The organism is Variovorax sp. 679 (assembly GCF_003952185.1).
Classification (GTDB): Bacteria; Pseudomonadota; Gammaproteobacteria; order Burkholderiales; family Burkholderiaceae_C; genus Variovorax.
Genome location: NZ_RXFS01000007.1, coordinates 310,710 through 334,678 on the forward strand (window position 1 = coordinate 310,710; position 23,969 = coordinate 334,678).

The following is a 23,969-nucleotide window of genomic DNA, read 5'->3' on the forward strand; positions in this document are numbered from 1 at the left end:
GAAAGGAAATCAGGCCGCCGAGATGACGGGCCGGGACACGGGCCGCAGCCGCCAGGCGACGAAGCCCGACAGCAGCGCCAGCACCACCGCCGGCGCGGGATTGCCGCCGATCAGCACGAGGTGCGTGGCCACGGCGCAGACCATGGTCGCGGCCAGCAGCAGGCCGCCGAGGAAGCCGGTCGCGGGCACGAGCAGCAGCAAGGCGCCGCCGACCTCGACCAGCCCGGTCAGGTAGCGGAACCACTGGCCGAAGCCGATCGCGTCGAACACCTGGACCATCTGCTGCGCGCCGGCCAGCTTGGCCGTGCCGGCGGCGCCGAAAGCCAGTGCCAGGAGGATGCGGACGCCCCAGACGATGCGGCGCTGCGTGGGGGAAGCAAGGGATGAAGTAGTCATGGGCACAAGGTTAGGCATGCACCCATTGGTCGACTAGACGGTAGAGTCGGATTGCACTCGTCCATAAACTGAAGGAATCAACCCGCCATGCTCGATCTCAACGACGTCGCCATGTTCGTGCAGGTGGTGCGCCACGGCAGCTTTGCCGAGGCGGCCCGGCGGCTGGGCCTGCCGCCCAACAACGTGAGCCGGCGCATCCAGCAGCTCGAGTCGCAGCTCGGCACCCGGCTGATGCAGCGCTCGACGCGCAAGCTCACGCTGACGAGCGCCGGGCAGGCCTTTCACGACCAGTGCGCGGGGCTGGTCGACGGGCTGGCCGCCGCCGGACAGGCGCTGGCGGCCGGAGGCCAGGAACCCAGCGGCCTCGTGCGCGTGGCCGCGCCGGCGGATTTCTTCGACTTCTTCCCGATGGAATGGGTCGCCGACTTCCTGGCCGCGCATCCGCTGGTGAAGCTCGACTTCGTGCTCAGCGACGCGGCCGCCGACCTGATCGCGGAGCAGATCGACGTGGCCTTCCGCGGCGGCGTGCTGCGCGACTCGGGCTACGTGGGCCGGCGGCTGATCACCCGCAGCGGCGGCCTGCTGGCGAGCCCCGCCTACATCGAACGGCGCGGCGAGCCCCGTAACCTGCAGGACCTGGCCCATCACGACTGCGTGACGCCCTCGAGCCCCTCCGGCCACGCCATCTGGCAACTCACCGGCCCCGACGGCGTGGATGAGGAGGTACAGGTCTCCGGCCGCTTCACCGGCAACACCGCACAGGCGCTGCGCAAGGCGGCGCTGGCCGGGCTGGGCATCGCGCAGCTGCCGCCCGCGATGGCGACGCGCGACGAGCACGCGGGCCTGCTGGTGCGGGTGCTGCCGCAATACGAATACAGGGGCCGGGGGCTCAACGTGGTCTACCCGAGCCGCAAGCACCTACCGCTGGCGGTGTCGGCCTTCATCGGGCTGGTGATGGGCAAGCTCGACCAGATGGACGCGTTCAGGTAGCCGGGCCGCCGGCAAAGGCCCGGCCGCCAGTGCTTTCGGGTTTCGGCTGAGAATGCGACCCCATGAAAATCGAAAAAGACACCGTCGTCACCATCAAGTACAAGGTCTCCGACGCCCAGGGCAAGCTCATCGAGGCAAGCCCCGAGCCGATGGCCTACCTGCATGGTGGATACGAGAACACCCTGCCCAAGATCGAGGAAGCGCTCGACGGCAAGGAAAAGGGCTACCAGACCGTGCTGAACCTCGCGCCCGAAGACGCCTTCGGCCAGCGCGACGAGTCGCTGGTTCGCAGCATCCCCAAGACCGACTTCCCGCCCGGCGTGAAGGTCGGCGGCCAGCTGCAGGGCCGCCTCGACGACGGCCGCGAGCACGTCTTCACGGTGATGAAGATCAAGGGCCCGGTCGTGCTGCTGGACGGCAACCATCCGTGGGCCGGCAAGGCGCTGAAGTTCAGCCTGCAGGTGACGGACGTGCGCGCGGCGCAGCCGGTGGAGATCGAGCACCGGCATGTTCATGGGGCGCACGGGCACCATCACTGAGCGGTTGCCGGCCCGGCCGCCGGCGCCCGGCTAGCGGTTATTTCTTCTTCCAGAACCTCGGCGCGTCTTCGATCTTTTCCAGCGCCTTGCGGCAGGCCTTCGCGCCGGCCGCGTGTCGCGCGGTGAACCATCCCACGGCGAACCACGCGCGTGCGTCGCGCGCGGTGGCCTCCCGGTACAGAGCGAGCGCGACGGCCTCGTCGTTGTAGTCGCCCAATGCGTCCTGCGCGGGACGCAGGGCCTTCAGGTAGCGGCTGGCGCTGCCGCCTTCTTCTTTTTCATCGAACAGCGGCACCACGAATTCGGCGAGGTAGCGCAGGCGCTTGAGGCGCTTGCGGACGCGGTGCTGGCTTTCGGTGTCCAGTGACTCGAAGCGTTCGCCGTCGCGCAGCACCTGCTCGTGCAGACGCAGCAGGTTCTTGCGCAGCAGGCGACGGGCGGCGCTGGCGCCGATCGGGGTGGGTGCCAGCGGGTCGGTCGGCACATCGGAATCGGTGGTTGCCGGCGCAGCTTGCACGGGCTCAGCAGCGGTGAAGCCGATCAGCGAGACAAGCACGTTCTGGAACGCCGGGGCGCGCACGATGTCGCCGGGCGATGGCGCGTCGGCGGCCGTGTCGTCGCCGGCCAGCGGGTCGAAGTCGGGAGCGCCAGCCTCGCGCAGACGGGGTTGCGCCAGCTTCACGACCTGCTCGCGGTCGCGCAGTGCGCCGAGTGCGCGGAAGGCGTCGACCAGCGGGGGCTCCCATTCGGCGATGTCGAGCAGGCCCAGTTCGGCGAGTTCACGCAACGCCGTGCGCAGCCTGCGGATGCCGATGCGCAACTGGTGAATCTGTTCCTCATCCGTGCTGCCCGCCGCGATCTCGCTGGCGTTGGGCAGCATCTGCGCCAGGCACGACGCCACCACGGCCCGCTGGATGGCTTGCCCGTCCGGATGCTGCGCGGCGAAACGCGGTGTCTCCGCCTTCACCGCTTCCACGGTTTCCTGCGCCGCCAGCAGGCGCGCGCCGCGCTCGGCCTTCGACACAGTGCTGAACCACAGTCCATGCTGCTGCGACCAGCGCCGCGCGAGCGAGACGAGGCCCTGCACGTCGCCGCGCTTCAGCTCCAGTTCGAGCTCGCACACCGGCGATTCGCGCTGTTCGGGCGTGCCGGCGTGCGCGACGACCTTGCCGACGTCGAGCGCCATTTCCACCACCGCGCCGCCGGGCCCGGTGACGCGCAGATCGCGCGTGAGCCGCACGATGTCGGTCGATTGCCGTTCGACCAGTGGCGTACCTTCAGCCAGCAGCTTCGCAAGCCGCTCGCCCACGGGCGTGCCCTGGTGACGCAGCGGATCGATCTGCGGCGCGGGCCCCGCCGTGCCGAGGTCGACGTTGTGCTCCAGCCGGTGCAGGGCGTTGTCGCCGGTGGCCTTCACGGTCTGCACCCAGCGCCGGCCTTCCTTGCGCAGCCGCAGCACCATGCCGTCGGCGGCCAGCCGCTGGTCGGCGGTGTCGAAGTAGCGGGCCTGCAGGCGGGTGCGCACGACCGTGCCGCGCTTCAGGGCGGCTTCCACCGCCTTCAGGCGGCTCGGGGGAATGCAGAACTTGAACTCGATTTCCATGCGGCCATGATGCCCGCTCTTTTTCACCGCATGCAATGCCGGCACCTGCGCCGCGGAGGGTCGAATCCGCCTGTTTGAAAAAATATGTGGACGCCGTACATTTTCTTTGATATCTTTTGTGGACGGTGTACACAACACATGGCGAAACGGGACACCGGACTCAACCCACATCCACTCTTTTTCATCTACAGGACGACACCATGGCCACCAAACAGATCTTCGTGAACCTCCCCGTCAAGAACCTCGACAAGACCAAGGCGTTCTTCGCCGCGCTGGGCTACACCTTCAACGAGCAGTTCACCGACGCCAATGCTGCGTGCATGGTGGTCCAGAAGGACAGCATCCACGTCATGCTGCTGGTCGAGGAGTTCTTCAAGACCTTCACCACCAAGAGCATCACCGACACCGCCAAGAGCACCGAGGTGCTGCTGTGCCTCTCGTGCGAGAGCCGCGCCGAGGTCGACGAGCTGGTGGCCAAGGCCAAGGCCGCCGGCGGCACCATCCCGGGCGAGCCGAAGGACTACGGCTTCATGTACGGCCACGGCTTCCAGGACGTCGACGGCCACCTGTGGGAGCTGGTCTACATGGACCCGAACGCCGAAATGCCGAAGCAGTAAGAGAAGAGAAGAACCGGACCGGCACCGACGAGGGAGAAGAGCGATGCCCATCGTTCCATATGCGCTCTTCACTGTTGCACGGAAGGCCCCTGGCGGAAGACGGCGGCGCCCCGATATTCCATCCACCGGCACGGCACCATCGGTCGCGCCCCACATGGAAAGGAATATCCGCATGTCCGACAACAACAAGGGCCCCATCGTCCAGGTCAAGCCGCTCGGTTTCCCGTGGCAGACGATCGACCCGTTCCTCTTCTGCGTCTACCACGACGACGCCTACCCGAAGGCCAACGGCCGCATGGGCCCCGAGGCCTCGCTGGCCGGCCGCCAGATCGGCCAGGACTTCAGCCGCAAGGACGGCTGGAGCATGTACCACGGCGACACGGTGCCGGGCTTTCCCTCGCACCCGCATCGCGGCTTCGAGACGGTGACCATCGTGCGCAAGGGCCTCGTCGACCATTCCGACTCGCTGGGCGCCACCGCGCGCTTCGGCGGCGGCGACGTGCAGTGGCTCACGGCCGGCAAGGGCATCGTGCATTCGGAAATGTTCCCGCTGCTCGACAACGCCTCGGCCAACCCGCTGGAGCTGTTCCAGATCTGGCTCAACCTGCCGGCGAAGAACAAGATGGCCGAACCGCACTTCACGATGTTCTGGTCCGAGGCCATTCCGCGCTTCGTTTCCGACGACGCGAAGGGCGGCCGCACCGAGGTCGCGGTGATCGCCGGCCGGCTCGGCGACGATCCCGCCAACGGCAGGGCCCCGATCCAGCCGCTGGCGCCGCCGCCCGATTCGTGGGCCGCGCAGGCCGATGCCGACGTGGCGATCTGGACGCTGAAGATGACGCCCGGCGCGCAATGGACGCTGCCCGCCGCCACCGGCGGCGAGGGCACGCGGCGCATGCTGTACTTCTTCAAGGGCGCGGTTGCGCAGATTGCCGGCGAGCGCGTGGAAGGCCCGGCGGCCGTCGAGCTTCGCGCGGACGCTGCCGTGGAAATCGTCAACGGTGACGCCGAGACCGGCGAGTTCCTGGTACTGCAGGGCCGCCCGATCGCAGAGCCGGTGGCGCAGTACGGTCCCTTCGTGATGAACACGCAGGCCGAGATCAGCCAGACCATGGCCGACTACCGCCGCACGCAGTTCGGCGGCTGGCCCTGGGACGACGCGGCGCCGGTGCACGGCCACGACACCCCGCGCTTCGCCCGGCATCCCGGCGGGCGCGAGGAAGTGCCGGCGCAGCCTGTCAGTAGTTCTTGAGCACCTCGAGATTCGGCGCCGTCATGCGCGGCACGAACTCGATCACGTCGGTGCGCGCCACCCCGCCCTGCACGAAGGGGTCGCGCGCCAGCACCGCCTCCAGCCCCTCGCGGTCGCCCGAGCGCGCCAGGATCACGCCACCCGTGCGCGGCACCTGCCGGCCCGAAGCCACGAAAAGCCCGCTTTCGTAGTGCTTCTTGAGCCAGACCATGTGCGAGTCCATCAGCGCGTCGACTTCCTCGAGCGGGCGGATGTAGGTGAGAGTGACGATGAACATGTGCGCGGCGGCGGTGAATGCGGAAGCCCCGATCCTATGGCCTTGGCAAGGCGCGCGCCGCACGCAGGTGTGCGCGGGCGTAACCGGTATCACGCGGGGCGCATATTTCTTTCTTACTCGATCGCCACGCCGCCTTCCTTCACCAGCTTCGCGAACTTGGCCGTCTCCTCGCGGATCTGCCGCGCCATCTCTTCCTGCGTGCCGCCCAGCGGCTCGGCGCCGATGGCCTGCATGCGCTGCGCGAATTCGGGCGAATGGATGATCTTCACCATCTCCGCATTCAGGCGCGCGACGATTTCCTTCGGCGTGGCCGCCGGCGCGAGCACGCCGAACCAGGTGCCGATGTCGAAGCCCTTGAGCCCCGCCTCCTCGAGCGTCGGCACGTCAGGCAGCACCGACGAGCGCCGCGCAGTGGTCACGGCCAGTGCGCGCAGCTTGCCGCCCTTGATGTGCTGCAGCACCGGCGTGATGGTGTCGAAGGACATCGCCACCTGCCCGCCGAGCAGGTCGGTGGTGAGCGGCCCGCTGCCCTTGTAGGGCACGTGCAGCAGCTTCGCTCCGGTGCTGGCCTGGAACTGCGTGCCGATCAGGTGCTGCGCCGTGCCGTTGCCGTTGGAGCCGTAGGCCAGCTTCTCGGGCGCGGCCTTGGCGAGCGCGACCAGCTCGGCCACGTTCTTCGCGGGCGTGTTGGCGGCGTTGATGACCAGCACGTTCGGCACCATGGCCACGACGGTGACGGGCGCCAGGTCTTTCTGGAAGTCATAGGGCAGCTTCCTGTAGACGCTGGTGGCGATGGTGTGATGCACCGCGCCCATCAGCAGCGTGTAGCCGTCGGGCTTGGCCTTGGCCACGTAGTCGGCGCCCAGCGTGGCGCCGGCGCCGGGCTTGCTCTCGACCACCACGGGCTGGCCGAGCGACTGCGAGAGCTTGTCGGCCAGCGCGCGGGCCAGCACGTCGGTGGTGCCGCCGGCCGGGAAGGGCACGACGAGGCTGATGGGCCGCGCGGGCCAGCCGGCGGGCGCCTGCTGCGCGAGGGCCAAGGTGGCGCTGGCGCCCAGGCCCAGCGCGAGAGCTGCGGCCCGCAGCACGGTGCGCCGACGGCGCGCATTCGATGAAGCGTTCATGGTTTGTCTCCGGGTCGTTGTAGTGGTGCGCGCATCGAGGCGCGCGGATACCGTGGAAATCGCCCCGAGGGGCCGGGCCCGTCAGGCCGCCAGCCGCAGCGGCTCGGCCGCTATGTGCGCGCACACCGCGCGCGTCACCTGCTCGGTGGTCGCGGTGCCGCCCAGGTCGCGCGTGTGCAGCGAGGGGTTGGCCGTGACGTGCTCCACGGCGGCCATCACGCGGCGCGCGGCCTCGGCCTCGCCCAGGTGCTCCAGCAGCATCACCACCGACCAGAAGGTGCCCACCGGGTTGGCGAGCCCCTTGCCCATGATGTCGAAGGCCGAACCGTGGATGGGCTCGAACATCGACGGATAGCGCCGCTCGGGATCGATGTTGCCGGTGGGCGCAATGCCCAGGCTGCCCGCGAGCGCGGCCGCGAGGTCGCTGAGGATGTCGGCGTGCAGGTTGGTGGCGACGATGGTGTCCAGCGAGGCCGGGCGGTTGACCATGCGGGCGGTGCAGGCGTCGACGAGTTCCTTGTCCCAGCTCACGTCGGGGAACTCCTTGGAGACCTGCAGCGCGATCTCGTCCCACATCACCATCGCGTGGCGCTGCGCATTGCTCTTGGTGACCACCGTGAGCAGCTTGCGCGGCCGCGAGCGGGCCAGGGCAAAGGCGAAGCGCATGATGCGCTCGACGCCCGCGCGGGTCATCATGCTCACGTCGGTGGCGGCCTCGATCGGATGGCCCTGGTGCACCCGGCCACCGACGCCGGCGTATTCGCCTTCGGAGTTCTCGCGCACGATCACCCAGTTCAGGTCCTCCGCCTTGCAGCGCTTCAGCGGCGCGTCGATGCCGGGCAGGATGCGAGTGGGCCGCACGTTGGCGTACTGGTCGAAGCCCTGGCAGATCTTCAGGCGCAGGCCCCACAGCGTGATGTGGTCGGGGATGTGCGGATCGCCCGCGGAGCCGAAAAGAATGGCGTCCTTGCTGCGCAGCGCGTCGAGGCCGTCGGCCGGCATCATCTCGCCGTGCTCGCGGTACCAGTCGCCGCCCCAGCCGAAATCTTCGAAGCTGAAGTCCAGTGCGCCGCCGGAGGCCGCGGCCAGCGCTTCCATCACCTGGCGCCCTGCCGGGATCACTTCCTTGCCGATGCCGTCGCCGGGAATGGTGGCAATGCTGTAGCTGCTCATCGTCGATGTCCTCGTTCGTGTGTACGTGCTCTGTCGGGGCACCCACTGTAGGATCGACCGCATCGAACGATTCACGCCGGAAGTGAATCCATCGTTAACCTGAATTCAACAATCGGATCACTCATGGCAGCCCCGGTCCAGCCCGCCGATCTCGGTTTCTTCTCCACGCTCGCGGCCTGCGGCAGCCTGAGCGCCGGGGCGCGCGAACTCGGCATCAGCACGCCGGCGGTGAGCAAGCGCCTCGCGCAGATGGAAGCGCGCCTGGGCGTCACGCTGGTGAACCGCACCACGCGGCGCATGAGCCTCACGCCCGAAGGCGAGCTGTACGTGGCGCACGCGCGCCGCATCCTCGGCGAGATCGACGACATGGCGCAACTGCTCGGCGGCGCGAAGGGCGAGGCGCAGGGCCTGCTGCGCGTGAACGCCACGCTGGGCTTCGGGCGCAGCCACGTGGCGCCGCTGATCTCGAAGTTCGCGCGCAAGCATCCGCAGGTCGAAGTGCAGCTGCAGCTCTCGGTGAACCCGCCGCCGCTGACCGACGATGCGTTCGACGTCTGCATCCGCTTCGGCGCGCCGCCCGAGGCCCGCGTGATCGCGCGGCGCATCGCGTCGAACCGCCGCCTGCTGTGCGCCTCGCCCGCCTACCTCGCGCGCGCAGGGCAGCCCAAGGTGCCGAACGACCTTACCCGTCACCGCTGCATCGGCATCCGCCAGGGCTACGAGGCTTACGGCATCTGGCGGCTGAGCAGCGGGCGCGGCACGGCGCAACGCACCGAGGCGGTGAAGACGCGCGGCGCGCTCAGCACCAACGACGGCGAGATCGCGGTCAACTGGGCGCTGGACGGCCACGGCATCCTGATGCGCGCCGAGTGGGACATCGCGCGCTACCTGCGCAGCGGCCGGCTGGTGCAGGTGCTGGCCAACTACCGCACACCCGACGCCGACATCTACGCCGTGTATCCGCAGCGCCATCAGCTGTCTGCGCGCGTGCGAACTTTCGTCGACTTCATGGCCGCCGCGCTCGGAAAAGACGACATGCCGCCCAGGGCTTGAGCCCCGATCCGACAGGCGCGGGCCTGTGTTTCTGCTACGGTGTTCCGAACCGATCGACACCCGGAGAAAGGCCCGTTCATGCCCTCGCGCACGCCGCAGACCCTGCCGCCCGCCTTCGTGCCGCCCTACCTGCTGAGCCGGCTCGCCGAACACGCCAGCGCGCCCGTCAGCGAACGCGCGGTGAACACGCTGACGATCGATCGCGAGCACCGCGCGCTGCGCGGGTTCGTTCCACCGGCAGTGGTGCAGGGCACGACGGCCATACCTCCGCGTACCGCCCGGCCAAATTCGCCGGAACGCGCGATCTACGACGCAGGCCACAAGACCATGCTGCCCGGCAAGCTCGTGCGCACCGAAGGCAGGCCCGCCACCGGCGACATCGCGGCCGACGAGGCGTACGACCACCTGGGCGCGACCTGGCGGCTGTACCACGACGTGTACGAGCGCGACTCCATCGACGGCGCGAGCATGCCGCTGACCGGCAGCGTGCACTACGGCAAGGACTACGACAACGCCTTCTGGAACGGCACGCAGATGGTGTTCGGCGACGGCGATGGCGAGGTCATGAACCGCTTTACCATTGCGGTGGACATCATCGGCCACGAGCTCACGCACGGCGTGATCGACCACGAGGCAGCGCTCGTCTACCAGGGCCAGCCCGGCGCGCTGAACGAGTCGATCTGCGACGTGTTCGGCGTGCTCGTGAAGCAGCATGTGCTGAAGCAGACCGCGCAGCAGGCCGACTGGCTCGTCGGCGCCGGGCTCTTCATGCCCACCGTGAAGGCGAAGGCGCTGCGCTCGATGGCCGAACCCGGCACCGCCTACGACGACCCGGTGATCGGCAAGGATCCGCAGCCAGCGCACATGAAAGACTTCGTCGTCACCTCGCAGGACAACGGCGGCGTGCACATCAACTCGGGCATCCCGAACCGCGCGTTCCATCTGGCGGCCGTCGCCATCGGCGGGCCGGCGTGGGAAACCGCGGGCCGCGTCTGGTACGACACGCTGCGCGACAGGCGCTTGCGCCAGGACGCCGACTTCGAGGCCTTCGCGATGCTCAGCGCCGATGTCGCCTCGCGGCGCTTCGGTGCCGGCAGCGCGGTCCACAAGGCAGTGGCCGATGCCTGGCAAGCCGTGGGAGTGATCGAGCCATGATCCGCCTGCCACCAATGAACGAGGCGACCACCGTGCGCGTGACGCGCGAGGGCGGCCTGGCCTACATGCCGGGCCTCGCGCAACCGCGCAGCTTCCGGCTCGGCGACTGCACGGCGGAGCTGCGCCAGCAGATCGGCGACGCGCTGCAAAGCGCCGTGCCGCACGCGGAGCAACAGGCCAGCGCGACAGTGTCCGGCGGCGACCAGCGCTTCTACCGCGTCGAGGTGCTCGTGCGCACCGCCGGCGAGCAGCAGGACATCTTCGTGAGCTTCGAGGTGCCCGAGGCCGAGGCACCGGAGGCGCTGGTGCACCTTTGGAAGGAAGCGGGCAAGCCCTGAAGCCTAGGCGCTGCCCAGGGCCACCGACGCGATCAGCCACACGTTGGCCGCACCGATCACGCCGAACAGCAGCCAGGCCAGCGACTTCACCACCGGGCCGTTGGCGAAGCTGCCCATCAGAACGCGGCTGCTCGTGAAGCGGATCAGCGGCCACATCGCAAAGGGCAGCTGGAAGCTCAGCACCACCTGGCTGAGCACCAGCATCTTGCCCACGCCGCCATCGCCGAACCACCACACGCCGAGCCAGGCCGGCCCGAGCGCCAGCGCGCGCGTGATGAGCCTGCGCTGCCAGCACGGGATCTTCAGGTCGAGAAAGCCTTCCATGATGATCTGGCCCGCGATGGTGCCGGTGAAGGTCGAGCTCTGCCCCGAGGCCAGCAGCGCGATGCCGAACAGCGTGGCCGCGACCGCGCTGCCGACGATGGGCTCCAGCAGCCGGTAGGCGTCGTCGATCTCCGTCACCTCGCGGTGGCCGGTGGCGTGGAAGGCGCTGGCCGCGAGCACCATGATGGCCGCGTTGACCAGCAGCGCGAGCGAGAGCGACACCACCGCGTCGAGCGTGCAGAAGCGCACCGCCTCGCGGCGCGCGGGCTCGGTGTCGGCGACGAGACGCGTCTGCACGATGGACGAATGCAGGTAGAGGTTGTGCGGCATCACCGTCGCGCCGACGATGCCGATGGCCAGGTACAGCGCGCCCGGCTGGTGCAGCCGCTCCAGGCTGGGCCCGAAGCCCATCGCCACGCCGAACCAGTTGGGCGGAGCCATCGCCAGCTCGACGACGAAGCAGCCCGCGATGGTGCCCACGAGCCCCAGCACGATGGCCTCGACGCGCCGGAAGCCCGCGCCCTGCAGGCCCAGCACCAGCAGCGTGTCGAAGGCCGTGATGGCGATGCCCACCGGAATCGACACGCCGAACAGCAGGTGCAGCGCGAGCGCGCTGCCCAGCACCTCGGCGAGGTCGCAGGCCACGATGGCCAGTTCGGCGCCCAGCCACAGCAGGCGGTTGACGCGCGGCGAGTAGTGCTCGCGGCAGGCGCGCGCCAGGTCCTTCTGCGCCACAAGCCCCAGCCGCACGCACAGCGTCTGCAGCAGCATCGCGGCGAGGCTCGCGAGCAGCACCACGAACAGCAGGCCGTAGCCGAAGCGCGAGCCGGCCTCGATATCGGTCGCCCAGTTGCCCGGGTCCATGTAGCCGACCGACACCAGCAGGCCTGGGCCCGCGTAGCGCATCAGCTTCTTGTGGAACGGCAGGTCCTGCGGGACGGCCACGCTGCCCTTGACTTCGGACGGGCAAAAAGGCGCGGTGGCCGTGCGGGGCAGCGGGAAGAACATGCGGGCGATGATAGGGACAAGGCCGTGGCGTTGTCGCGGACCTGACCGGCACGGTCGCGCCGAATCTCTTAGATTCGACCGTCGTCATTCATCACTCATCCAACTGGAGACCTTTTCAATGATCCACGTCGTCGCCGTCATCACCGCCAAGCCGGGCCAGCGCGCCAGATTGCTCGAAGCCTTCGCCGCCAACCGCGCGGCCGTGCTGGCCGAGGCGGGCTGCATCGAATACGGCGCCACGGTCGATGCGCAAGGCATCCCCACGTCGAAGGCCAGCTTCGGCCCCGACATCTTCGTCGTGATCGAGAAGTGGGAAACGCTGGCGCACCTGCAGGCGCATGCGGTCGCGCCGCACATGAAGGCACACAGCGAGAAGACGAAGGAGTTCACCGAGAGCAAGCTGATCCACGTGCTCGAGCCGGTCTGAGGCTCGTCACGCGTCCTGCGCGGCGCGGCGCGGTGTGAAGTATTGCCACGCATGCGAAGTAACCCCGTGTTACTGTCGCGTCTCCAACAACCAACGAGGAGGAGAGCATGGCGATCGCTCGCATGCATGGTCTTGCCTTCTGTGCCCTGGCCGTTCTAGCAACGGGCTGCGCGCAACTGAAGGCCCCGCCCTACGCGGCGGACTACGAAGCCCTTGACCGGCTCAAGGCAGCCAAACCGGCACCGGTGGCAGTGGTGAAAGTGCAGCCGACGGATCCGAACGATCCGGTCAACAACCTGTCGCTGCGCGGCGCGCGGCTGATCTCGCCCAGCGGGACCTTTGCCAAGTACCTCGAGGACGCGCTGGTCAGCGACCTCAAGGAAGTTTCGGCCTACGACGCGAAATCGCGCACGCGGCTCGACGCCCGCATTCTCAGCAACGAGATCAGCGTGGGGAACATCGTCACGGGCACCGGTGTGATGGAAGCGCAGATCGAAGTCACGCGCGAAGGCGTGCAGCGCCTCAAGAAGAACTACAAGGCGAACACCAGCTTCGAGTCCAGCTTCGCAGGCATCGTGGCCATTCCTGCGGGACAGGCGGCGTACTCGGATCTCGTGCGCACGTTGCTGCGCCAGGTCTATTCAGACCCCCAGTTCGCAGCAGCACTCGCCCCCTGAAGAACAGAAAACACAATTCGGAGAAGAATTTTCATGTCCCTCGTTTCCAGAACTCTTCGCGCCGGCATGGCGCTGGCATTCGCAGCACTGCTCGTGGGCTGCGCCCATCCCATCAATGTCGGCACCGACGCCGCGCCGCAACGCGTCGAAGCCACCCTGGTCCAGAAGAAAGTGGCGTACACCATGACGGACGCCCAGCGCGCCATGCAGGCGGTCACGCCGGGCGGCGGCGGCGACCGCATCAGCTACTACCCTTACCGCGATCTGGAAAAGTCGATCCGCGATGCATTGCGCGCGGTCTATCAGGACGTGGTCGTGATCAAGTCCGCTGCTGATGCCAACGCCGTGCAGGCATCGGGCGCCGCCCTGGTGTTCACGCCGGAAATCAAGACGGACTCGGGTTCGCCTTCACCTTTCACATGGCCGCCGACCTACTTCACGACCGAGGTGTCCTGTGTCGTGACTGATCCTGCCGGGGTCGAAGTGACCCGCGTCAAGGCATCGGGCCGTGGCGAAGCGGAGTTCAGCGAATTCAAGGGCGAGTTCGGTCTTGCCGCCAAGCGCGCGGCAACCAAGATGGCCACCGAACTCAGCAGCGAGCTCCGCAGGAACGAGAAACTGCGCTGAACCCTCCGGCACCTGCTGCCGTCCCCAAGAAAAAACGCGCCCTCGGGCGCGTTTTTCTTTGAAGCCGCGAAGCCTTACTTCGACACGACCTTCACCATCTCCAGGCACTTGTTCGAGTAGCCCCATTCGTTGTCGTACCAGCTCACGAGCTTCACGAACGTACCGTCGAGCGCGATGCCGGCTTCGGCGTCGAAGATCGAGGTGCGCGGATCGCCGCGGAAGTCGGTGGCCACCACCTTGTCTTCCGTGTAGCCCAGCACGCCCTTGAGCGCGCCTTCGCTCTGCGCCTTCATTTCAGCGCAGATTTCCTTGTACGTGGCTTCCTTCACCAGCTCGACCGTCAGGTCGACCACCGACACGTCGGAGGTCGGCACGCGGAAACTCATGCCGGTGAGCTTCTTGTTGAGCTCGGGGATCACCACGCCCACGGCCTTGGCTGCGCCGGTGCTCGAGGGAATGATGTTTTCCAGGATGCCGCGGCCGCCGCGCCAGTCCTTGTTGCTCGGGCCGTCCACGGTCTTCTGCGTGGCGGTGGCTGCGTGCACGGTGGTCATCAGGCCGCGCTTGATGCCCCACTTGTCGTTCAGCACCTTGGCCAGCGGGGCCAGGCAGTTGGTGGTGCAGCTGGCGTTGCTGACGATGGCTTCGCCGGCGTACTTCTTGTCGTTCACGCCGTAGACGAACATGGGGGTGTCGTCCTTCGACGGCGCCGACAAAATGACCTTCTTCGCGCCCGCGTCGATGTGCTTCTGCGCCGTTTCCTTCGTGAGGAAGAGGCCGGTCGATTCGAGCACGACGTCGGCGCCGACTTCGTTCCACTTCAGTTGCGCGGGGTCGCGCTCCTGCGTGAGGCGGATCTTCTTGCCGTTCACGATCAGCGTGTTGCCTTCGACCGTGACTTCGCCCTTGAAGCGGCCATGCACCGAGTCGTACTGGAGCATGTAGGCGAGGTAGTCGGGCTCGAGCAGGTCGTTGATGGCAACGATCTCGATGTCGTTCTTGAAGTTCTGCACCGCTGCGCGCAGCACGTTGCGACCGATGCGGCCGAAGCCGTTGATACCGAGTTTGATAGCCATCTGACTTGCTCCTAAGGTTGAAAAACTTGTTTGTCGTGAACCGGCGAGAGATCGGACCGATCGATCAGTCGCGCAGCGCGGCTTCCACCGTGGCGGCGACGTTCTCCGCCGTGAATCCGAAGTGCTTGAACAGCGCCGGTGCCGGTGCCGACTCGCCGTACGTGTCGATGCCGACGACTGCCGCGCAGCCGTACTTCCACCAGCCGCCGGTGCAGCCCATCTCGACGGCGATGCGCGGCAGCTTCTTGGGCAGCACGCTCTTCTTGTAGGCGAGGTCCTGGCGGTCGAAGGTGGTGGTCGAGGGCATCGACACCACGCGCACGGCGATCTTCTTCTCGGCCAGCAGCTTCTGCGCGGCGAGCGCGAGCGGCACTTCGGAACCGGTGGCGATGATGACGGCGGCCGTCTTCTTGCTCTTGAGGCCGACGACTTCAGGCTCGGCGAGCACGTAGGCGCCGCGGCTGATGTCGCCGAGTTCGCTCTTCGGTGCGTAGGCGATGTTCTGGCGGCTCAGCAGCAGCGCAGTCGGGCGCGACTGGTTCTGCAGCGCCACGGCCCAGGCCACGGCGGTTTCGGCCGTGTCGCCCGGACGCCAGACGTCGAGGTTCGGAATGAGGCGCAGCGAGGCGGCGTGCTCGATCGACTGGTGCGTCGGGCCGTCTTCGCCCAGGCCGATGGAGTCGTGCGTGAACACGTGGATCACGCGGCGCTTCATCAGCGCGGCCATACGGATGGCGTTGCGGCTGTAGTCGCTGAAGGTGAGGAAGGTGCCGCCGTAGGGGATGTAGCCGCCGTGCAGCGCCACGCCGTTCATGATCGCGGCCATGCCGAACTCGCGCACGCCGTAGTTGATGTGGCGGCCGATCTGGCCTTCGGGGTGCTGTTCGGTGGCCTCGGTGCGAACCACGGCGCCCTTGGCGTCGAAACGCAGCGCGGGCGTGCTCTTGGTGTTGGTGAGGTTCGAGCCGGTCAGGTCGGCGCTGCCGCCGAGCATCTCGGGCAGCGCGGCCGTGAAGGCTTCCAGCGCGAGCTGGCTGGCCTTGCGGCTGGCCACGGTCTCGCCCTTGGTGTGGGCGGCGACCACGGTGTCGAACGCGACCTGGTGGAAGTCCTTGGGCAGCTCGCCCTTCATGCGGCGGGTGAACTCGGCGGCCAGCTCGGGGAACGCGGCGGCGTAGGCGGCGAACTTGTCGTTCCAGGCGGCTTCGGTCTTGGCGCCGGCCTCCTTGTGGTCCCAGTCGGCATACACCTCGGCCGGGATCTCGAAGGCGGGGTAGGGCCAGCCGATGGCTTCGCGGGTGAGGACGATTTCTTCCGCGCCCAGCGCCTCGCCGTGCGCCTTGGCGGTGCCGGCGCGGTTCGGGCTGCCCTTGCCGATGGTGGTCTTGCAGACGATCAGCGTGGGCTTCGTTTCTTCCTTCTTGGCCTTGGCGATGGCCTTGGACACCGCCTCGGCGTCGTTGCCGTCGATCGGGTCGATGACGTTCCAGCCGTAGGCCTTGAAGCGCTCTTCGGTGTTGTCGATGAACCAGGGCTTGACCTGGCCGTCGATGCTGATGCCGTTGTCGTCATACAGCGCGATCAGCTTGTTCAGGTGCCAGGCGCCGGCCAGTGCGCAGGCTTCATGGCTGATGCCTTCCATCATGCAGCCGTCGCCCAGGAAGGCGTAGGTGTGATGGTCGACCACGTCGTGGTCCTTGCGGTTGAACTCGGCGGCCAGCAGCTTCTCGGCCAGCGCGAAGCCCACGGCGTTGGTGATGCCCTGGCCCAGCGGGCCGGTGGTGGTCTCGACGCCTGGGGTCACGTCGACTTCGGGGTGGCCGGCGGTCTTGCTGTGCAGCTGGCGGAAGTTCTTGAGTTCGCCGATCGGCAGGTCGTAGCCGGTGAGGTGCAGCACCGAGTACAGCAGCATCGAGGCGTGGCCGTTCGACAGCACGAAGCGGTCGCGGTCGAACCAGTGCGGGTTGGCGGGGTTGTAGCGCAGGTGATCGCCCCAGAGTGCGACGGCCATGTCGGCCATGCCCATCGGTGCGCCCGGATGTCCGGAATTTGCTTGTTGGACGGCATCCATGGCCAGAGCGCGGATTGCGTTGGCCATCAGGGCGTGGTTTGCCATGTGCGGTGGGCTTTCGGAGGGAAAAGGGAGGATTGGGGTGGGGAGAACCCGCGATTTTACCGGGCGAGCCCCGGACGCCTCCGATACGGCCTGAACACCCTTCCGATGCTTCCGTGCGTTCCCACCTGCGTTGCCCGGCGGATGGACTGCTAGAGTTGCCACCCATGCACGGGCTGCACCTCACCGCCGACCTCCACGACTGCCAATGCGGCCTTCAATGGCTCACCGACCGCGACGCCCTGGGCGCGGTCTGCCTCAAGGCCGTGAGCGCCGCCGGACTACAGGCGGTGGGCAAGCTGATCCACGGCTTTCCGGCCACGCCGCAGGGGCCGGGCGGGGTCACGGCCACGGTGCTGCTGGCCGAGTCGCACCTGTGCATCCACACCTGGCCCGAGCAGCGCGGCGTGACGCTCGACGTGTACGTCTGCAACTTCAGCGGCGACCACTCGGCCAAGGCCCATGCGCTGATGGAGTGCCTGGTGTCGGTGTTTCAGCCCCTGCACAGCGAACGCAACGAGCTGCAGCGCGGACGGGTCGCAGCGTGAGCGGCAACGCGGTGCGGGCGATGATCCTGGCCGCCGGGCGCGGCGAGCGCATGCGGCCGCTGACCGACACCTGCCCCAAGCCCCTGCTGGAGGTGCGCGGCAAGCCCCTGATGCAGTGGCCGATGGAGGCGCTGGCCGTCGGCGGCTTCACCGAACTGGTGGTCAATACCGACTGGTTGGGCGCGCAGATTTCGGACCGCTTCGGCCCGAAGCCTTTGCTGGATGGGCACTCTGCGCTATCGATTTCATATTCCGACGAGGGCCGCGACTTCGGCGGTGCACTGGAAACTGCCGGCGGCATCGTGCGCGCGCTGCCGCTGCTCAGCGACGTGTTCTGGGTCGCGGCCGGCGACGTGTTCGCGCCGGATTTCGCCTTCACGCAGGCGTCGGTCGACCGCTTCGTCGCCAGCGGCAAGCTGGCGCATCTCTGGCTGGTGCCGAACCCGGCGCACAACACCAAGGGCGATTTCGGTCTCGCGGCGGACGGCCTCGCGCTCAACACGGCGGCCGAGAAATTCACCTTCTCGACCATCGGCCTCTACCGCGCCGCGCTCTTCGCGCCGCCGTACTGCGACATCCCGAACGGCAACCCGGCCGGCCGCAAAGCCCCATTGGCGCCGATCCTGCGCGCCGCGATGGACAATGAACTCGTGAGCGCCGAGCTCTACACCGGCCCCTGGACCGATGTCGGCACCCCCGAACGACTCGCCCAACTGAACACGCCAAGAAGATGACTTCAGCAGCAGCCACCACCACCACGATGACGATCTACGCCGAGCGCCGCGCACGCCTCGCATCGCAACTGGGCAAGGACGGCATCGCCGTCATCCCGACCGCGCCCGAACGGCCGCGCAACCGCGACACCGACTTCCTGTATCGCCACGACAGCTACTTCTATTACCTGACCGGCTTCACCGAGCCCAATGCCTGGCTGGTGCTGGCGGGCGACGGCCGCGCCACGCTGTTCTGCGCGCCGAAAGACCTGGAGCGCGAGATCTGGGACGGCTACCGCCTCGGCCCCGATGCGGCGCCCGCGGCGCTCGGCGTCGACGAGGCTTTCTCGGTCACCGACCTGGACGCGAAGCTGCCCAAGCTGCTCGAGAACCGCTCGACCGTGTGGTTCCCCTTCGCCATCCACAAGGGCCTGGAAAGCCGTGTCGACGGCTGGCTGCAGTCGGTGCGTGCTCGCGTGCGCTACGGCGCCCTGTGCCCCGACGAGCAGCGCGACCTGTGCGGCCCGCTCGACGAGATGCGCCTCGTCAAGGACGCGCACGAGCAGGACATCATGCGCCGCGCCGCGCAGATCAGCGCCCGCGCGCACGTCCGCGCGATGCAGCTGTCGGCCCGCATGCTGCGCGAGGGCAAGGACGCCCGCGAATACCACCTCGACGCCGAGCTGCTGCATGAATTCCGCCTCGGCGGCTCGCAGTACCCGGCTTACTACTCCATCGTCGCGGCCGGCGCCAATGCCTGCGTGCTGCACTACCGCGCCGACGCCGCACCGGTGCGCAAGGGCGAGCTGGTGCTGATCGACGCGGGCTGCGAGCTCGACGGCTACGCCAGCGACATCACGCGCACCTTCCCGGCCGACGGCAAGTTCAGCGGCCCGCAGCGCGCGCTGTACGACCTGGTGCTCGCCAGCCAGGACGCCGCGGCCGCCGCCACCAAGGCCGGCAACCGCTTCACCGACCCGCACGACGCGGCGGTGAAGGTGCTGGCGCAGGGCATGCTCGACTTCGGCCTGCTCGACGCCAGCAAGGTCGGCAATGTGCAGGACGTGATCGACTCGCGCGCCTACTTCCAGTTCTACATGCACCGCACCGGCCACTGGCTCGGCATGGACGTGCACGACTGCGGCAGCTACGTCGAGCCCACCCAGGTCGGCGAAGTGAGCGAGCGGAAGGATCCGCTGTCGAACGAAGTCATCAAGAACCGGCCCAGCCGCATCCTGCACCCAGGCATGGTGCTCACGCTGGAGCCCGGCATCTACGTGCGGCCCGCCGACGGCGTGCCCGAGCAGTTCCACAACATCGGCATCCGCATCGAGGACGACGCGATCGTCACCGCCACCGGCTGCGAACTCATTTCGCGCGGCGTGCCGGTGAAGGCGGACGAGATCGAGGCGTTGATGCGGGCCTGACGCCCGGCCAACCATGAACGTCGAGCCGCTGGCCGCCCGCTACGTCATCGAGACGACGCCCGGCGGCGGCCTTCGGGCCGTGGTACCCGCGCGCAAGCACTGGCTGTTCCTGCTCTTCATGTGCGTGTGGCTGACTGGCTGGTGCTTCGGCGAGTTCACGGCCGCGAACCAGCTGCTGCACCCGCGCCGCCACGGCACCGACGAGCGGTGGTTCCTCACGCTCTGGCTCGCGGGCTGGACCGTGGGTGGCGCGTGGGCATTCTTCTGCGTGCTGTGGCAGCTCTTCGGCCGCGAGCTGATTTCGGTCGAAGAAGGCTCGCTGGTTCATCGCGTGGAAATCTGGGGCCTGGGGCGCACGCGCGCCTATGCAATCCACGCGATTTCGCGGCTGCGGGTCGTCGAGTTCTCGTTCGATTTCTTCCGCAATCAACGCGCCGCGATGCCGCCGCTGTTCGGCGCGGGCATGGGTCCGATCGCGTTCGACTACGGACAGCGCAGCTTCAGGATCGCGCCTTCGCTCGACGAAGCCGAGGCCCGTTCGCTGATCACGATCCTGGCCGAGCGGTTGCCGCGCGCTGTGCGGGAGCTGTAGCGAGCTGGCCCACTGCGACAAGCTTTGTCATCACTACGAAGCGAGCAACAGGCTGCTCAGCGCGACGGCCGTCGCCGCGAACGCGATCCAGTGAAAGCGGCGCGGTGCGTAGCTGAGCAGCGCTACCGTGGACAGCGCCGCCGCCGTGAGCGCGCCCAGCCAGAGCACCCAGCCGATCGAGCCGCCCGCCGCCTGCAGACTCGCCCCGAGCGACAGGCACAGCAGCGCCGCGCCGCCGAGTTGCAGCCAGCGTCGCCACGCGCCCGGCGTGCTGCCGCGGCCGAAGACATCCTCGCTGTGGCGGTCCATCGCGAGGCTCAGTGCGCAGAAGCCCGCGAGCGATGCGGCGAACACCAGGCCGAGGAGCAGCGAGGAATCCATCGTCATCACGAGCCCTGGCCCGATGCGGCGAGCGTCGATGCCGGCTGCGGCGCCTGCGCCTTCTTCTCCGCATGTTGCTGCTGCTTGGCGGCAATGGACTTGCGCCGCTTGCGCTCCACGATCCACACCGCACCGGCGAGCCCCAGGCCGAGCGCGATCGTCACGAGATCGAAGCCAGCCACCGCGGCCGGACCCGAGCGCAGGCTCACGGTCAGCGGCGCGGGGCCAGTGAAGGCATTGAGCACCGGCAGCAGCATGAACAGCAGCGCGCCAGCCGAAAGCTGCGCCTGCCACATGCGCAAGGTGGGCCGCAGCAGGCCCAGCACGGCGGCCGCGCCCCAGACGATGAAGAACCAGCGGATCTCTGCCTCGCCGCGCTCCGCGATGCCGACCGGCAGCAGGCGGTTGGCCCAGAAGAAGGCAGCCATCGCGACGGGCAGGCCGGCAATCGCGCCGAGGTTGAGCCCGTCGACGAGCCGCAGGCCGAAGCTGACGCGCCCGCCCTGCTTGAGCGTCTTCGCGTATTTCTGGCGTTCCTTCACGGCCCACAGCAGGAGCCCCGTCGCGACCATCAGGCAGCCCGCGAGCCCCGAGAGGAAGAACAGCGCGCGCAGCAGCGGATCGCCGAAGCGGCCGATGTGCAGGCCGTAGAGCACGCCGCGCGTTTCCGCCGCGGGCTTGGGCACGTCGCCGAATGCGCCGATCAGCGCGCCGGTGGTGCCATTGAACATCATCGAAGGCTTCTCGTACGACAGCTGCGGCCCCTCGGCGCGGGTAAGCGCGACGATCGCATTGGCGTCGTTGGGCTGGTGCACGGTGATGCGGCCCACGGCGGCGCCGTTCCAGTGCGCGGAAGCCTGCGCCATCATCGGCGCGATGGGCGCGAGCGGTGCCTTGCTGCCCGAAGCCTTGACCTGGTCGCGGCCGGTGCCTGGAAACACCTCGGAGAAGAAGGCCTGCTCGCCGCCGCGATCCCTGTAGGCCGCCTGCGGAGCCCAGGGCATGTACATGAACATCAGCGTGACGAGGCCGGTGTACGTGATCATCAGGTGATAGGGCAGCGCGAGCACCGCCGTCACGTTGTGCGCATCGAGCCACGAGCGCTGGCCCTTCTTCGGGCGGAAGGTGAAGAAGTCCTTGAAGATGCGCTTGTGCGTGACGATGCCGCTGAAGATCGCCACCAGCATGAACATCGCGCAGAAGCCGACGATCCAGCGCGCCCACTGCGCGGGCATGTAGTGCAGGTCGAAATGCAGGCGGTAGAAGAACTCGCCACCGCGCGTGACGCGAGCAGCGGAGAGGGCCTCGCCGGTGGCGGGGTCGAGCGAGACGCGGTCGAAGCGGCGGCGCGGCTTGTCGCCGGATGCGGCACCCGGGGCGGGCGCGGCGAGATACAGCACGTCGGCCGACGGCTGGCGCTCGGTCGGCATGTTGATGAACCAGCGCGGGCTGCTCGCACCATGCTTCTGCAGATAGGCCACCGCGCCCTCGGCCACCTGAAGCGGCGGCACCGGGGCCTGCGCGACCGCATGCAGCTCGGGCTTCATCCAGAAAGTGATCTCGTCCTTGAAGTACGAAGCCGTGCCGGCCGCGAACACCATGAACAGCACCCAGCCGACCAGCAAGCCCGACCAGGTGTGCAGCCAGGCCATCGACTGGCGGAAGCCTTCTTTCATGCGGCGCCTCCGGCAGCGTGCATGAGCAACAGCAGGAACAGCCCCAGCACCGCCGCGACAACGGCAAGGCCGGACCATGCGCGCAACGCGGTGCGCGCGGCGAAGACCCACATCACCGCGAGCGCGAAGATGGCGAAGGAAGCGAGCAGGCCGGTCATCGTGGCTTCGCTGCGCGTCATGCCGAAGACGGCGGGCAGGCATAGCGCGAGCACGACGGAAGACAGCGCCGCGACGCCATAGCCGCCCGCGATGGCGGCAATCGCACGTGAAGCCACGCCGAGGCGACGGCGAACGCCAGCGCTCACGACGCGCGCCGGACGGCGTGCGAGGTCGTTCGGAGATTCATGAAGAGGGAGAAGAAAGCCCAGAAAGATGAGAATGATACTCATCTGACAAGATTTCCCCCACCCGCCCCACCTGCGATCCGGGGCATTCCCGCCCCGGACACACCAATCACTTCGCCTGCAGCAGCGCCCCCGCCTCCAGCAGCACCAGCTCGTTGTCGTCCGCCTTGTTCGGCTCGCGGCTGCTCGAGAAGGGCAGGTTGTTGTCGTTGCCGACCACGATGTGCGTGGCGTCCACCACGTCGACGTTCTCGATGGTGAAGAACGGGAACTTCAGCACGCCGTCGTTCAGGGGCTTGCGCGCGAGCTTGTTCGGGTCGGCGATGTTCAGCAGGTCGATGTAGCCGATCTTGCGCACCGGGCCGCCCACGTTGGCGTCGCTGAGCTCGACCTTGTAGACGCGCTTGAACTTCGCGATGTCGTGGAAGCAGTCGGTACGCTTCTGGCCTTCGGGGCAGGCCTTGTCGCTCGTGCCTTCGCCGTTGTCGCGCTCGATGATGAGGCCCGTGGCGCCGTCGATCATGTTGAAGTCGCCGATGGCGTTGCCGTTGGCCTCGAGCACGTACTTCCAGTGGCGGCCGGTCCACTTCTCGGTGGCCACGTCGAACTCCAGCACGCGCAGCGCTTCCTTGCCTTCGACCTTCTCGTAGTCCTTGGCCTCGGCGTTCCACACCGGGCCTTCGAGCAGCGCATACAGCTTGCTGCCGTCCTTCGACGCGGCCATGCCTTCGAAGCCCTTGGAGCGCTTGATCTGGAAGTCGACCGCGCCGCCAGGAGCGCCCGGCGTGGTCACGGCCGGATGGTCGGGCGAGCGCACGACCTTGCCGTCGACCAGCGTGTCGTACACCGCGAGCACCTTGCCCTTGAGGTCGGCCTTGATGAGGAAGGGGCCGAACTCCTCGCCGATCCACAGCGCGCCGCCTGCGAACTGGAAGCTCTCGGGGTCGAAGTCGGAGCCTGTCAGGTAGCGCTGCTTGGTGCCTTCGTGGACGATGCGGAAGGGCACCTTCTTGTCGGGGTCGTGCAGGAAGATGGTGTTGATGCGATTGAACTTGCCGCTCTTGAAGTCCACCTTGTAGTGGTTCAGGTAGAGCATGAAGTCGGGCGAGTTGGCCTTGGCGCCCGCGCCGTTGTCGGTGAGGATCCAGAAGCTGCCGTCGTCCATCTTCTTGATGCCCGAGTGGCCCTGCAGCGGCTGGCCCTTGAAGGGCAGCGACACGCCGGTGCCGCGACCGGCCGACAGCCCTTCGACCGAGCCCGGTGCATCCACGCGCTTGCCGGTCGTGAACTTGCCGCTGACCTGCAGGTCGGCCGGCGCATCCTTCGGCGCGGGAACGAAGCTTTGCGCGGGCAGCACGGCGTGGCCGGAGAGCGTGGCGGGGAAGGCGGTCTGGGCGGCCGCACTGCCGCACGCGAGGGCGGCGGCGAGAGCGACGAAAGACAAGGAGGAAAGACGCGTCATGAGCGACAAAGTGTTCAAGTTGAAACCGCGTGACCATGCCGAGAAGGCATGACGCCA

The 23,969-nt window shown here is 67.9% G+C and carries 26 protein-coding genes; 14 read left to right on the top strand and 12 right to left on the bottom strand.

Translation table 11 applies throughout. The features are described from left to right. Nucleotides 1–9 precede the first annotated feature (9 nt). Complete coding sequence (locus EJO71_RS19900) at nt 10–396, bottom strand: DoxX family protein (RefSeq protein ID WP_125950302.1); 387 nt, start codon at nt 394–396, stop codon at nt 10–12. Nucleotides 397–483: 87 nt separating this feature from the next. On the opposite strand from EJO71_RS19900, the gene EJO71_RS19905 reads away from it, so the two are divergent. Further along, nucleotides 484–1,386 (top strand): LysR family transcriptional regulator, encoded by a 903-nt coding sequence (locus EJO71_RS19905; RefSeq protein WP_125950301.1) that lies wholly within the window; start codon nt 484–486, stop codon nt 1,384–1,386. Between the two features lie 62 nt (nt 1,387–1,448). After that, on the top strand, nt 1,449–1,925 hold the full coding sequence (locus tag EJO71_RS19910; protein ID WP_125950300.1) for a peptidylprolyl isomerase: 477 nt from the start codon (nt 1,449–1,451) through the stop codon (nt 1,923–1,925). A gap of 37 nt (nt 1,926–1,962) precedes the next feature. On the opposite strand, the gene EJO71_RS19915 is transcribed toward EJO71_RS19910, so the two are convergent. Further along, a complete protein-coding gene (locus EJO71_RS19915; RefSeq protein WP_125950299.1) occupies nt 1,963–3,528 on the bottom strand; it encodes a CYTH and CHAD domain-containing protein in 1,566 nt (521 codons plus the stop codon). 200 nt (nt 3,529–3,728) lie between these two features. On the opposite strand from EJO71_RS19915, the gene EJO71_RS19920 reads away from it, so the two are divergent. Together EJO71_RS19920 and EJO71_RS19925 are read left to right on the top strand one after the other, a co-directional pair. Beyond that, nucleotides 3,729–4,145 (top strand): VOC family protein, encoded by a 417-nt coding sequence (locus tag EJO71_RS19920; RefSeq protein ID WP_125950298.1) that lies wholly within the window; start codon nt 3,729–3,731, stop codon nt 4,143–4,145. Between the two features lie 172 nt (nt 4,146–4,317). Continuing rightward, a complete protein-coding gene (locus EJO71_RS19925) occupies nt 4,318–5,397 on the top strand; it encodes a pirin family protein (protein ID WP_206169034.1) in 1,080 nt (359 codons plus the stop codon). Here the strand turns inward: EJO71_RS19925 and EJO71_RS19930 are convergent. The 3 genes from EJO71_RS19930 to EJO71_RS19940 all read right to left on the bottom strand — a co-directional run bounded on the left by EJO71_RS19930 (nt 5,384) and on the right by EJO71_RS19940 (nt 7,971). Then, nucleotides 5,384–5,674 carry a YciI family protein gene (locus EJO71_RS19930; protein ID WP_125950296.1) on the bottom strand — a complete coding sequence of 97 codons (291 nt, stop codon included), beginning with the start codon at nt 5,672–5,674 and terminating at the stop codon, nt 5,384–5,386. The two genes, EJO71_RS19925 and EJO71_RS19930, sit on opposite strands and share 14 nt — an antisense overlap. 113 nt (nt 5,675–5,787) lie before the next feature. Continuing rightward, nucleotides 5,788–6,798, bottom strand: a complete 1,011-nt coding sequence (locus EJO71_RS19935; protein ID WP_125950295.1) for a tripartite tricarboxylate transporter substrate binding protein — start codon at nt 6,796–6,798, stop codon at nt 5,788–5,790. A gap of 81 nt (nt 6,799–6,879) precedes the next feature. Then, complete coding sequence (locus EJO71_RS19940; protein ID WP_125950294.1) at nt 6,880–7,971, bottom strand: tartrate dehydrogenase; 1,092 nt, start codon at nt 7,969–7,971, stop codon at nt 6,880–6,882. 123 nt (nt 7,972–8,094) lie between these two features. On the opposite strand from EJO71_RS19940, the gene EJO71_RS19945 reads away from it, so the two are divergent. The 3 genes from EJO71_RS19945 (at nt 8,095) to EJO71_RS19955 (ending at nt 10,517) form a co-directional block, all read left to right on the top strand. Next, the gene (locus EJO71_RS19945) at nt 8,095–9,024 is read left to right on the top strand and encodes a LysR family transcriptional regulator (protein ID WP_125950293.1); all 930 of its coding nucleotides are present in this window, start codon (nt 8,095–8,097) and stop codon (nt 9,022–9,024) included. A 78-nt stretch (nt 9,025–9,102) separates the two neighbouring features. After that, the gene (locus EJO71_RS19950) at nt 9,103–10,179 is read left to right on the top strand and encodes a M4 family metallopeptidase (protein ID WP_125950292.1); all 1,077 of its coding nucleotides are present in this window, start codon (nt 9,103–9,105) and stop codon (nt 10,177–10,179) included. Continuing rightward, complete coding sequence (locus tag EJO71_RS19955; RefSeq protein WP_125950291.1) at nt 10,176–10,517, top strand: protealysin inhibitor emfourin; 342 nt, start codon at nt 10,176–10,178, stop codon at nt 10,515–10,517. The genes EJO71_RS19950 and EJO71_RS19955 overlap by 4 nt, the downstream gene beginning before the upstream one ends. Before the next feature lie 3 nt (nt 10,518–10,520). On the opposite strand, the gene EJO71_RS19960 is transcribed toward EJO71_RS19955, so the two are convergent. Next, nucleotides 10,521–11,849, bottom strand: coding sequence for an Nramp family divalent metal transporter (locus EJO71_RS19960; protein WP_125950290.1), 1,329 nt, complete (start codon nt 11,847–11,849; stop codon nt 10,521–10,523). Between the two features lie 118 nt (nt 11,850–11,967). On the opposite strand from EJO71_RS19960, the gene EJO71_RS19965 reads away from it, so the two are divergent. The 3 genes from EJO71_RS19965 (at nt 11,968) to EJO71_RS19975 (ending at nt 13,580) form a co-directional block, all read left to right on the top strand. After that, nucleotides 11,968–12,276 carry a putative quinol monooxygenase gene (locus EJO71_RS19965; RefSeq protein ID WP_125950289.1) on the top strand — a complete coding sequence of 103 codons (309 nt, stop codon included), beginning with the start codon at nt 11,968–11,970 and terminating at the stop codon, nt 12,274–12,276. Nucleotides 12,277–12,383: 107 nt separating this feature from the next. Beyond that, nucleotides 12,384–12,953 (top strand): hypothetical protein, encoded by a 570-nt coding sequence (locus EJO71_RS19970; protein WP_125950288.1) that lies wholly within the window; start codon nt 12,384–12,386, stop codon nt 12,951–12,953. Nucleotides 12,954–12,986: 33 nt separating this feature from the next. Continuing rightward, a complete protein-coding gene (locus tag EJO71_RS19975) occupies nt 12,987–13,580 on the top strand; it encodes a hypothetical protein (RefSeq protein WP_125950287.1) in 594 nt (197 codons plus the stop codon). Nucleotides 13,581–13,654: 74 nt separating this feature from the next. On the opposite strand, the gene gap is transcribed toward EJO71_RS19975, so the two are convergent. Further along, nucleotides 13,655–14,656: a type I glyceraldehyde-3-phosphate dehydrogenase gene (gene gap, locus EJO71_RS19980; RefSeq protein ID WP_093076388.1), complete on the bottom strand. Its 1,002-nt coding sequence runs from the start codon at nt 14,654–14,656 to the stop codon at nt 13,655–13,657. 64 nt (nt 14,657–14,720) lie between these two features. Then, a complete protein-coding gene (tkt, locus tag EJO71_RS19985) occupies nt 14,721–16,772 on the bottom strand; it encodes a transketolase (RefSeq protein WP_125950286.1) in 2,052 nt (683 codons plus the stop codon). Nucleotides 16,773–16,936: 164 nt separating this feature from the next. On the opposite strand from tkt, the gene speD reads away from it, so the two are divergent. The 4 genes from speD to EJO71_RS20005 are packed head-to-tail and all read left to right on the top strand — an operon-like array spanning nt 16,937 to nt 20,049. Further along, nucleotides 16,937–17,317: an adenosylmethionine decarboxylase gene (gene speD / locus EJO71_RS19990; protein WP_093195866.1), complete on the top strand. Its 381-nt coding sequence runs from the start codon at nt 16,937–16,939 to the stop codon at nt 17,315–17,317. A 20-nt stretch (nt 17,318–17,337) separates the two neighbouring features. Further along, on the top strand, nt 17,338–18,051 hold the full coding sequence (locus EJO71_RS19995) for a nucleotidyltransferase family protein (RefSeq protein WP_125950572.1): 714 nt from the start codon (nt 17,338–17,340) through the stop codon (nt 18,049–18,051). Further along, nucleotides 18,048–19,457 carry an aminopeptidase P N-terminal domain-containing protein gene (locus EJO71_RS20000; RefSeq protein ID WP_125950285.1) on the top strand — a complete coding sequence of 470 codons (1,410 nt, stop codon included), beginning with the start codon at nt 18,048–18,050 and terminating at the stop codon, nt 19,455–19,457. The genes EJO71_RS19995 and EJO71_RS20000 overlap by 4 nt, the downstream gene beginning before the upstream one ends. 13 nt (nt 19,458–19,470) lie before the next feature. Beyond that, entirely contained in the window at nt 19,471–20,049 is a 579-nt protein-coding gene (locus EJO71_RS20005; protein WP_125950284.1) for a hypothetical protein, read from the top strand. 33 nt (nt 20,050–20,082) lie between these two features. Here the strand turns inward: EJO71_RS20005 and EJO71_RS20010 are convergent, their stop codons facing one another. The 4 genes from EJO71_RS20010 to EJO71_RS20025 all read right to left on the bottom strand — a co-directional run bounded on the left by EJO71_RS20010 (nt 20,083) and on the right by EJO71_RS20025 (nt 23,912). Then, nucleotides 20,083–20,436, bottom strand: a complete 354-nt coding sequence (locus EJO71_RS20010; RefSeq protein ID WP_240651855.1) for a DUF3325 domain-containing protein — start codon at nt 20,434–20,436, stop codon at nt 20,083–20,085. After that, nucleotides 20,436–22,106, bottom strand: a complete 1,671-nt coding sequence (locus tag EJO71_RS20015) for a PepSY-associated TM helix domain-containing protein (protein WP_125950283.1) — start codon at nt 22,104–22,106, stop codon at nt 20,436–20,438. Before EJO71_RS20015 ends, EJO71_RS20010 begins: the two co-directional genes overlap by 1 nt. Next, nucleotides 22,103–22,411: a DUF3649 domain-containing protein gene (locus EJO71_RS20020; protein WP_240651454.1), complete on the bottom strand. Its 309-nt coding sequence runs from the start codon at nt 22,409–22,411 to the stop codon at nt 22,103–22,105. Before EJO71_RS20020 ends, EJO71_RS20015 begins: the two co-directional genes overlap by 4 nt. Nucleotides 22,412–22,559: 148 nt before the next feature. Continuing rightward, entirely contained in the window at nt 22,560–23,912 is a 1,353-nt protein-coding gene (locus EJO71_RS20025) for an esterase-like activity of phytase family protein (protein WP_125950281.1), read from the bottom strand. Nucleotides 23,913–23,969: the final 57 nt, after the last annotated feature.

What these genes read in the sequence shown, in the direction of transcription:
- EJO71_RS19900 (WP_125950302.1), bottom strand. Translation starts at nt 396, where the DNA reads ATGACTACTTCATCCCTTGCTTCCCCCACGCAGCGCCGCATCGTCTGG.
- EJO71_RS19905 (WP_125950301.1), top strand. Translation starts at nt 484, where the DNA reads ATGCTCGATCTCAACGACGTCGCCATGTTCGTGCAGGTGGTGCGCCAC.
- EJO71_RS19910 (WP_125950300.1), top strand. Translation starts at nt 1,449, where the DNA reads ATGAAAATCGAAAAAGACACCGTCGTCACCATCAAGTACAAGGTCTCC.
- EJO71_RS19915 (WP_125950299.1), bottom strand. Translation starts at nt 3,528, where the DNA reads ATGGAAATCGAGTTCAAGTTCTGCATTCCCCCGAGCCGCCTGAAGGCG.
- EJO71_RS19920 (WP_125950298.1), top strand. Translation starts at nt 3,729, where the DNA reads ATGGCCACCAAACAGATCTTCGTGAACCTCCCCGTCAAGAACCTCGAC.
- EJO71_RS19925 (WP_206169034.1), top strand. Translation starts at nt 4,318, where the DNA reads ATGTCCGACAACAACAAGGGCCCCATCGTCCAGGTCAAGCCGCTCGGT.
- EJO71_RS19930 (WP_125950296.1), bottom strand. Translation starts at nt 5,674, where the DNA reads ATGTTCATCGTCACTCTCACCTACATCCGCCCGCTCGAGGAAGTCGAC.
- EJO71_RS19935 (WP_125950295.1), bottom strand. Translation starts at nt 6,798, where the DNA reads ATGAACGCTTCATCGAATGCGCGCCGTCGGCGCACCGTGCTGCGGGCC.
- EJO71_RS19940 (WP_125950294.1), bottom strand. Translation starts at nt 7,971, where the DNA reads ATGAGCAGCTACAGCATTGCCACCATTCCCGGCGACGGCATCGGCAAG.
- EJO71_RS19945 (WP_125950293.1), top strand. Translation starts at nt 8,095, where the DNA reads ATGGCAGCCCCGGTCCAGCCCGCCGATCTCGGTTTCTTCTCCACGCTC.
- EJO71_RS19950 (WP_125950292.1), top strand. Translation starts at nt 9,103, where the DNA reads ATGCCCTCGCGCACGCCGCAGACCCTGCCGCCCGCCTTCGTGCCGCCC.
- EJO71_RS19955 (WP_125950291.1), top strand. Translation starts at nt 10,176, where the DNA reads ATGATCCGCCTGCCACCAATGAACGAGGCGACCACCGTGCGCGTGACG.
- EJO71_RS19960 (WP_125950290.1), bottom strand. Translation starts at nt 11,849, where the DNA reads ATGTTCTTCCCGCTGCCCCGCACGGCCACCGCGCCTTTTTGCCCGTCC.
- EJO71_RS19965 (WP_125950289.1), top strand. Translation starts at nt 11,968, where the DNA reads ATGATCCACGTCGTCGCCGTCATCACCGCCAAGCCGGGCCAGCGCGCC.
- EJO71_RS19970 (WP_125950288.1), top strand. Translation starts at nt 12,384, where the DNA reads ATGGCGATCGCTCGCATGCATGGTCTTGCCTTCTGTGCCCTGGCCGTT.
- EJO71_RS19975 (WP_125950287.1), top strand. Translation starts at nt 12,987, where the DNA reads ATGTCCCTCGTTTCCAGAACTCTTCGCGCCGGCATGGCGCTGGCATTC.
- gap (WP_093076388.1), bottom strand. Translation starts at nt 14,656, where the DNA reads ATGGCTATCAAACTCGGTATCAACGGCTTCGGCCGCATCGGTCGCAAC.
- tkt (WP_125950286.1), bottom strand. Translation starts at nt 16,772, where the DNA reads ATGGCAAACCACGCCCTGATGGCCAACGCAATCCGCGCTCTGGCCATG.
- speD (WP_093195866.1), top strand. Translation starts at nt 16,937, where the DNA reads ATGCACGGGCTGCACCTCACCGCCGACCTCCACGACTGCCAATGCGGC.
- EJO71_RS19995 (WP_125950572.1), top strand. Translation starts at nt 17,338, where the DNA reads ATGATCCTGGCCGCCGGGCGCGGCGAGCGCATGCGGCCGCTGACCGAC.
- EJO71_RS20000 (WP_125950285.1), top strand. Translation starts at nt 18,048, where the DNA reads ATGACTTCAGCAGCAGCCACCACCACCACGATGACGATCTACGCCGAG.
- EJO71_RS20005 (WP_125950284.1), top strand. Translation starts at nt 19,471, where the DNA reads ATGAACGTCGAGCCGCTGGCCGCCCGCTACGTCATCGAGACGACGCCC.
- EJO71_RS20010 (WP_240651855.1), bottom strand. Translation starts at nt 20,436, where the DNA reads ATGACGATGGATTCCTCGCTGCTCCTCGGCCTGGTGTTCGCCGCATCG.
- EJO71_RS20015 (WP_125950283.1), bottom strand. Translation starts at nt 22,106, where the DNA reads ATGAAAGAAGGCTTCCGCCAGTCGATGGCCTGGCTGCACACCTGGTCG.
- EJO71_RS20025 (WP_125950281.1), bottom strand. Translation starts at nt 23,912, where the DNA reads ATGACGCGTCTTTCCTCCTTGTCTTTCGTCGCTCTCGCCGCCGCCCTC.